A 7,226-nucleotide genomic window follows, 5' to 3' on the forward strand; every position below is an offset into this window, starting at 1 on the left:
TTGTTGTTAATTTGTAATTAATTGTTTGTCAGACTTAAATATACAAAATAATTCGGTGATTACCAACTTTTAAAGATACTTTCTTATCCCGAACTCACGTATTACATCAGCAACAAGCAGGTGCTGAAGCGTATGACGGTAAAGCGGAAATACATCAGCAATGCATTGTTTGCTTCTTCACAGGTATTGTATCAGTCGCCTACGAAAATTACGGCTTTTTGCCTGAAAAAGGAGGAAGGGAGAAGTTGTATTTATCTGGGGATTCAGGACGATTTGGTACGGATAGGGGCCGATGGGAAAGCTGTGCTGGTGGATGCTTTGCACAATAAGTATATTACTTCTTTTTATCTATCTCCTCATTCCGACGATTTGTACATATCTACACTCAATGATGGGGTGTATTATGGAAAAGGTAATGCATATCAGCTTATTAAGGAAACGGAACAGAATACGTTTATTCGTGATATTTCGGTAACGGGAGGACATAAGCCCCTGCTGATGATTTTGACGAACCATCATTTGGTTTGCAGGGAATATAATGATTCTGTTACACTTAAAGGTTATAACAAGTTGCTGAAAGTAAATGATTCTTTGCTGTATGCGTTGCCTGAATCGGGACTGGTTAAATTTATTGTCGGGAAAGAAGGGATAAAGGAAGACGACAGATATTTTCATGACATACGGTTTAACCCGAAGGCTTCTTTCGTGGTCAATGATACTTTGTATCTGGGTTCCAACATCGGAGTAATGAAGTTGAGTGCATTTTCCGGCACTTCAACCCGGTGGATAGACATGGAGTCGTCGGTTCCGAGTCTTAAGATATGGTTGCTTGTCGTTTCTTTTGTTTTACTTGTCTTGCTGATTGTAGTAATGGAATATTTCAGGCGGAAGCGTAGCAAAAGAAATGCTGTAAAGACTCACCTCGATGATATAGGGGTCCGGCTGGATAGCTTGTCTGCCATGGCGTGCTTTACTGGTGAAAGTGACAGCAAGGAGGTTGACCGGTTGAAGGTTTTGTTCAGTGAAATAGATGTCAATACTCCTGATGTATCGGGGCAGATCAGAGCATTGTCGGAGCAGATTATGAAAAAGAATCGTGATATCGCACTGGGGCTTTTGAAATATTTGGAAAGGCAGATGCAGACAATCGGTGAGTACGATGCTTTTGAAAGGGCGGCACTGCTGGAGGAATCTCGTATGGTACTTGCTACAGATAATCTGGAAAGCATAGTGAAGCAGGTTGAGAAAAATGAAAAATGGATTCGGACAATTGCAGGACTGAAGGAGCGGATGGCTGTTTATTGGCGCGACATGGAGGAAACAGTGTGCATAGATAAAGTAAACGGATGTCTGTTTCGTGAGATTCATACGCTGACAGATAATGTCAGGATAAAGGATTTGGCTGCTTTGGAGTCTGATATAGCATGCCTTGATGAGTGCTATCATCATATTTTTACGGATGATGCGCTGGAGGTTGTAGGTGAGTATATCCTTTCAAAGCAGGAAGAACTTCGCTGTATGGAGCCGGATGGAGTGACTGATGCCTTGCTGGCGGAGCTGGAACACATAAAAGGGGAGATGCGGAAACTGGATCGCATTAAATTGTTGAAGATGCTGTATCCGGTGGATTGTCACGTGACACAGTTGCTCGTTAAGGAAAAGATTGCTTCGTTGATGAAGGAGTATGCATCCATCCGCAACAGGGTAGAAAGGGAAAATGAAGAACGAATTACTAAAAAATTTGGTACTGGACTGAATATGGAGATTGCGGAATGTACTCGGCAGGTAACGGTACATATAGAAAAACTGATTACGGCTTTCTATGAAAACATGGTGAAAACGGATAAAGGGATTTTGAATGATGTACTCGATTTCTCGAATTTCGGCAATCAGCCTGCCAGGGTACTGGCTTTGCTTGTTGCTTGTCCAAAGGTCAAACGTCTGTATATTCCCGGCATGTTGTGTGTTTATGGAAATTTGAATCCTGTTATCAGCCGGCTGGTAAATGGTAAATTGAAAACGAATCATGAGTTCTTGAGGGATTATGTTAAGGCTAATCCTACCAGTATGGCTTTTTATATCTTGCGTCTGATAGAATAGTTGAAGTTGTAGCTGTTGGCTGTGCTATAAGTGGGTTGAACTTGTGGCCGGCCTTTGTTAAAGAGTTGTATCGGGCTCTCTTGTGAGGGTGAGGTACAACTCTTTTTTTTGTTTTTGAATGGTGTGTGGGCTGTTGTAATTCTTTGCAATAAAAAGATGTGTCTTTCTTGTTGAATTTCTTGAATGTGATAAGTGCTTTATTTATAGTTGTTTGCATAAAGTTGCATTGCGGTTTTCTGTGAAATAATCTTTTGCAACTTTTTGTCTGGCCCCGTTGGCATACATTTGCAGCATCGAAACCAAAAAATCTATAACCTTTTTAAAACTTTAAAGAATTATGATTAAAAGAAGTCTTTTTGTTGCTTGTTTATCTTTAGTAGCGGTCGCAGCTTTTTCTCAGGAGAAAATCAAAGATGTAAGAACCAATCCGGATCTTTATTTCCTGCGTGCAGATGAAGTGGCCAGCAGTTTGAACCTTCTTCCTGCACCGCCACAGCCGGGTTCTGTTTTGTTTATGAACGATGAGGCTCAGTATAAGTGGGGCAAGTTGCAGAGAAATACTCCTCGTGGAGACCAGGCAGCAGAGGATGCTCGTGTAAATGGTGATGGAGTACCGAATGCTTTTTCAGAGGCTTTTGGCGTACGTATATCAGCAACTACTACCCCGGAGATTTATAAGCTGGTATTGGGTATGCGTGAAGATGCCGGCGATCTGGCTACTCGTGAGGCGAAAGAACATTACATGCGTGTACGTCCGTTTGCTTTTTACAATGAAATGACATGTAATCCGGAGCAACAGCAGGAATTGTCTACAAATGGTTCGTATCCTTCTGGCCATACGGCTATCGGATGGGCTACGGCGCTGGTGCTTGCAGAAATTAATGTGGACAGGCAAAATGAGATATTGAAGCGCGGATATGAAATGGGACAAAGTCGTGTGATTTGCGGCTATCATTTCCAGAGCGATGTGGATGCTGCGCGATTGGTGGCCAGTGCTGTTGTGGCTCGTCTGCACGCTAATGAGAATTTTATGAAGCAACTTGAAAAGGCAAAGAAGGAATTTGCTGAACTTGTAAGTAAGGGACAGGTAGTTAAAAGTGACTTCCGGAACTGATATTCCCAACCTTTGAATCCTTGAATCTTGATTATCACAAGACTAAACTAGACTTATTTTACCTTGTAAAATCCAACCTGTAAAACTAATAGATTAACTATAACTCGGTACTATGAAACGATTACTCTTATTAACTTTAGGCTTAACTATGATTTGTGGTGCGAAAGCACAGGAAGAAAAACTGGAAATAAAACCTTCTGGACGTATATTGCTGGATGGAGGCCTGTTTAAAGCAAATGAACAGGATGATAAATTTAATGATGGATTTGCTATTCCCGACATGCGAGTGGGATTCAGTGCTTCGTATGGGGCCTGGAAAGCTAAGGTGGATATGGGATATGCGTATGGAAAGGTTAACATGAAGGATGTGTTCATTCAGTATAACTTTGACAAGGATGCTGGCGATTTCTTGCGTGCCGGATATTTTATTCATCAGTTTGGCTTGCAGAGTGCTACGAGCTCTTCTTTTAAAATTTCAATGGAGGAACCGGCAAGTAACCAGGCTTTTAATAATCCTCGTATGATTGGGCTGATGTATCAGCATACAAGAAGTAAATTTCTGGGTACATTAAGTTTCTTTACAGAATCGGAAGCCATGAAGATGACTTCCGACAAGCTGGGAAATCAGGGAGTGGGTATGATGACTCGACTGGTTTATAAGCCGTTCTGCCAACCGGGAAAGATTTTCCATGTGGGACTTTCGGGGGCATTTGAAACTCCTCGCTATGATTCGGATAAAGAATTAAGCCATCATGCATATACCTTGTCGACTACTTTCCCTACACGAATTGCAAAAGTAGTGGCTCAAGAAGCCGTTATCGATGATGCAAAGATGCTGTATAAGTTTACTCCTGAACTGACGGCTGCTGTAGGACGTATCGGCTTGGAAACACAGTATTTTTATGTAAATGTGAATCGAAAGGATAAATCTGATTATAAGGCGAGTGGTGCGTATGGTACAATTCGTGCGTTGGTTAAAGGTAAAAATTATAAGTATTCCGATTTGGATGGGGGTATTGCTACTCCTGATCCGGGGGCTATGGAGGTTGTTCTTTCGTATAACTATACGGATATGTCTGACCATAAAGCTGAAATATTGGGCGGCAGATTGAATGACTGGTCGGCTACGTTCAACTATTATATCAATAAGTATATGATTTGGCGTGTTCGTGGTTCATACACAACTACAACAGACCGTATCAATACGCCGAATACCAAATTGGGACTTATTGAAACGCGTTTGCAAATCAAGTTCTGACGGGCAAGGAAGTGTGTTTTGAACTGATTGAAAACAGATGAACTTTAAAATATAATTGGTATGAGAAGTATAACGAATTTATCATTACTGGTATTCATGTTTGTGTGCCCGTCGTTTGTGTGGGCGCAGAACAGACGCTCATCGGAGTTTAAAGATAAGTATACGTTGAAGGAAGTTGTTGTGTTGAGCCGGCATAATATTCGTTCTCCTTTGTCGGATAATGGAAGTGCTTTGGGAAAACTGACTCCACATGAATGGACAAAGTGGAGTGCCGCTTCCAGTGAACTGACATTGCGTGGCGGGGTACTGGAAACCATGATGGGACAATTCTTTCGTAAATGGCTGGTCAGTGAAGGACTGTTTACCGAAAATTACGTACCCAATGCCGATGAAGTGAATTTTTACGCTAATAGCATGCAACGTACCATAGCGACTGCTCAGTATTTTTCATCGGGTTTTATGCCGGTAGCCAATGTTGCTGTTCATCATCGGTATGCTCCCAGTAAGATGGATCCGGTCTTTTTCCCTCGCCTGACGAAGGTTAGTGAAGCTTTTTGTGAAGATGCCATGAAACAGATCGCTGCTATGGGAGGCGAGAAGGGGATACGGGGAATTAATGAAAAGCTGGAAGATTCGTACCGTATCATAGCAGATGTACTCGACTTGAAAGATGCTCCTGCTTGTAAGTCTGGAGAAACTTGTGCTTTCGACGATTATGATACACAAATTATCCTGAAGAAGGGAGAAGAGCCGGCTATGAAGGGTTCTTTAAAGCTCGCAAACTCGGCTTCCGATGCTTTCATCTTACAGTATTATGAGGAAGCAGATACGCAGAAAGCTGCATTTGGTCATGATATATCTTCTTCGGATTGGGAAAAAATTGCCCGTATAAAGGATGTATATGGGGATGTCTTGTTTACAGCACCTGTTGTTGCATATAATGTAGCTCATCCATTGTTGGTGTACATGAATGATGAACTGAACTCTGATGTCCGTAAATTTACTTTCTTATGTGGACATGATTCGAATATAGCAAGCGTAAATGCTGCGTTGGAAGTTGAGGATTATGAATTGCCATTGTCTATCGAAAAGAAGACTCCTATTGGAAGTAAGCTGGTTTTCGAGAAGTGGATAGATAAATCGGGTAATGAATATATTGCCGTAAATATAGTATATCAGACGACCGTACAGTTGAGAAATGTAGAACTGCTTGATTTGAATAATCCTCCTATGGTTTATCAGTTGCGACTGAAAGGCTTGAATCGGAATGCAGATGGTTTATATTCATTGGAGGATGTGAATGGACGTTTTGAAAAAGCTATTACAGCTTATGATGATATCAAATAGGGAGATTAGGAAAGAATGTTGTTTTAAACTTTTTGATTTTAAATAGTTGTTCAGATTTCTTTTAAGTTTTCTTACGTTCTATTGCCTGAAAGAAATTCTAATAAATAGTACCTACCCGAAAACAACCTCTGAATAATCTTTCTGATTTGTGAAGAAAGGGATGATTGCCATAGGGCGGTTATCCCTTTTGTTATATACAGCTTGTATATAAACAAAAAAGACACTCAGGAGTGGAAGCCTCCCAAATGCCTTATATCTAAGCTTCTATGCTTTGTAGCGGGACCCGGGATTGAACCGGGGACCTCATGATTATGAAACGCGTATAACACGTTTTCTTTCTATTTCTTATAATGCTATTATATAGCACATTACGTGTATTTTCGAGAGCAAATATAATGTTTTATTTTTATCTATAGTCATCCTATTTCTTCTATTTCCTCTCTATTTGTGCAATTCTTGTGTAATGATACAATTCTATTCTATTAGTATCTTATATAAAACTGTTTTCTAATGAATTGATAATTATAAATAATTATTTTTTATCGAATTATTTTTTTATTTATTATCTTTCAATTTTTCCACAACTATTTGCCTAAAAGAATTCATTAGATTATCTATTGATCCAATAGCATTCTCATTTGTCATATCTTTTTCTGTACAATATTTTTTTATTATATGAATTACACTCATAAAGTATGTCTTATCTTCTAACATACTTTTAAAGTTCTTGATATGATCGTCTCCTTTGTCTCTATAATTATTTAATAATAAATCTACCAAAAAGGCAAATCTCTTAATTTCTGTATTTCCCTCTATATTGACATTTTCAACAAAATGAGGGAATTCTTCATTCGTAAAGATTATTTTACTCATTTCTATATAATCTCTACGCTTCTCTTTAGAGATGTTCTTTATATCAATCAATTTACTAATAGTATCAACAATACTTTTTGTTTTTTCTTTAAACTTATTATTGTCAATAATAGATAAGAAATCATCAGTTAGAGACTCCGTATTAATTCTTAAAGATATAAGATCCAAATGGTTAAGAAATTTACTTGGAGTAAATAGATACCAGTGTATACGTTCAGTTTTACTCCTTTTATATTTATCTATAAAAAGTTTTCTATAAAATGTGAATGCTTTATCGTAAGTTAAAAAGAATGGTTCTTTATCATCGTGATATTGTTTATTGAATAAATGACAACCCATTATTGCATCATTATCCAATATCTTATCTTTTTTTAGCTCAAGCATATTTGTTGATATAGCAGATTGAAATATTTTAGCTGAATTATTGATTTCTTCTTCATTATAATGTGGGATATCCTTAATCTCTATATTTAAATAAGAGAGAATATCATCAAGAATACCATAAGCTATTTGATAAAATGACGGATCAAGAGC

5 protein-coding genes are annotated in these 7,226 nt (G+C 38.7%); 4 read left to right on the forward strand and 1 reads right to left on the reverse strand.

Annotated features, from left to right (window positions below):
* Positions 1–120: 120 nt before the first annotated feature.
* The 4 genes from ACZM60_RS13980 (at position 121) to ACZM60_RS13995 (ending at position 5,819) form a co-directional block, all read left to right on the forward strand.
* On the forward strand, positions 121–2,100 hold the full coding sequence (locus ACZM60_RS13980) for a hypothetical protein (RefSeq protein WP_489521797.1): 1,980 nt from the start codon (positions 121–123) through the stop codon (positions 2,098–2,100).
* 337 nt (positions 2,101–2,437) lie between these two features.
* A complete protein-coding gene (locus ACZM60_RS13985) occupies positions 2,438–3,214 on the forward strand; it encodes an acid phosphatase (RefSeq protein ID WP_021971435.1) in 777 nt (258 codons plus the stop codon).
* A gap of 112 nt (positions 3,215–3,326) precedes the next feature.
* The gene (locus ACZM60_RS13990; RefSeq protein ID WP_418587341.1) at positions 3,327–4,472 is read left to right on the forward strand and encodes a porin; all 1,146 of its coding nucleotides are present in this window, start codon (positions 3,327–3,329) and stop codon (positions 4,470–4,472) included.
* Positions 4,473–4,532: 60 nt separating this feature from the next.
* The gene (locus ACZM60_RS13995) at positions 4,533–5,819 is read left to right on the forward strand and encodes a histidine-type phosphatase (protein ID WP_489521798.1); all 1,287 of its coding nucleotides are present in this window, start codon (positions 4,533–4,535) and stop codon (positions 5,817–5,819) included.
* Between the two features lie 555 nt (positions 5,820–6,374).
* On the opposite strand, the gene ACZM60_RS14000 is transcribed toward ACZM60_RS13995, so the two are convergent.
* Positions 6,375–7,226, reverse strand: an 852-nt coding sequence (locus ACZM60_RS14000; protein WP_489521799.1) for a hypothetical protein, incomplete at its 5' end; no start/stop codon positions are given.

This window comes from Phocaeicola sp. (assembly GCF_057861905.1).

Coding starts and splice junctions, on each gene's coding strand:
- ACZM60_RS13985 (WP_021971435.1), top strand. CDS start 2,438: ATGATTAAAAGAAGTCTTTTTGTTGCTTGTTTATCTTTAGTAGCGGTC.
- ACZM60_RS13990 (WP_418587341.1), top strand. CDS start 3,327: ATGAAACGATTACTCTTATTAACTTTAGGCTTAACTATGATTTGTGGT.
- ACZM60_RS13995 (WP_489521798.1), top strand. CDS start 4,533: ATGAGAAGTATAACGAATTTATCATTACTGGTATTCATGTTTGTGTGC.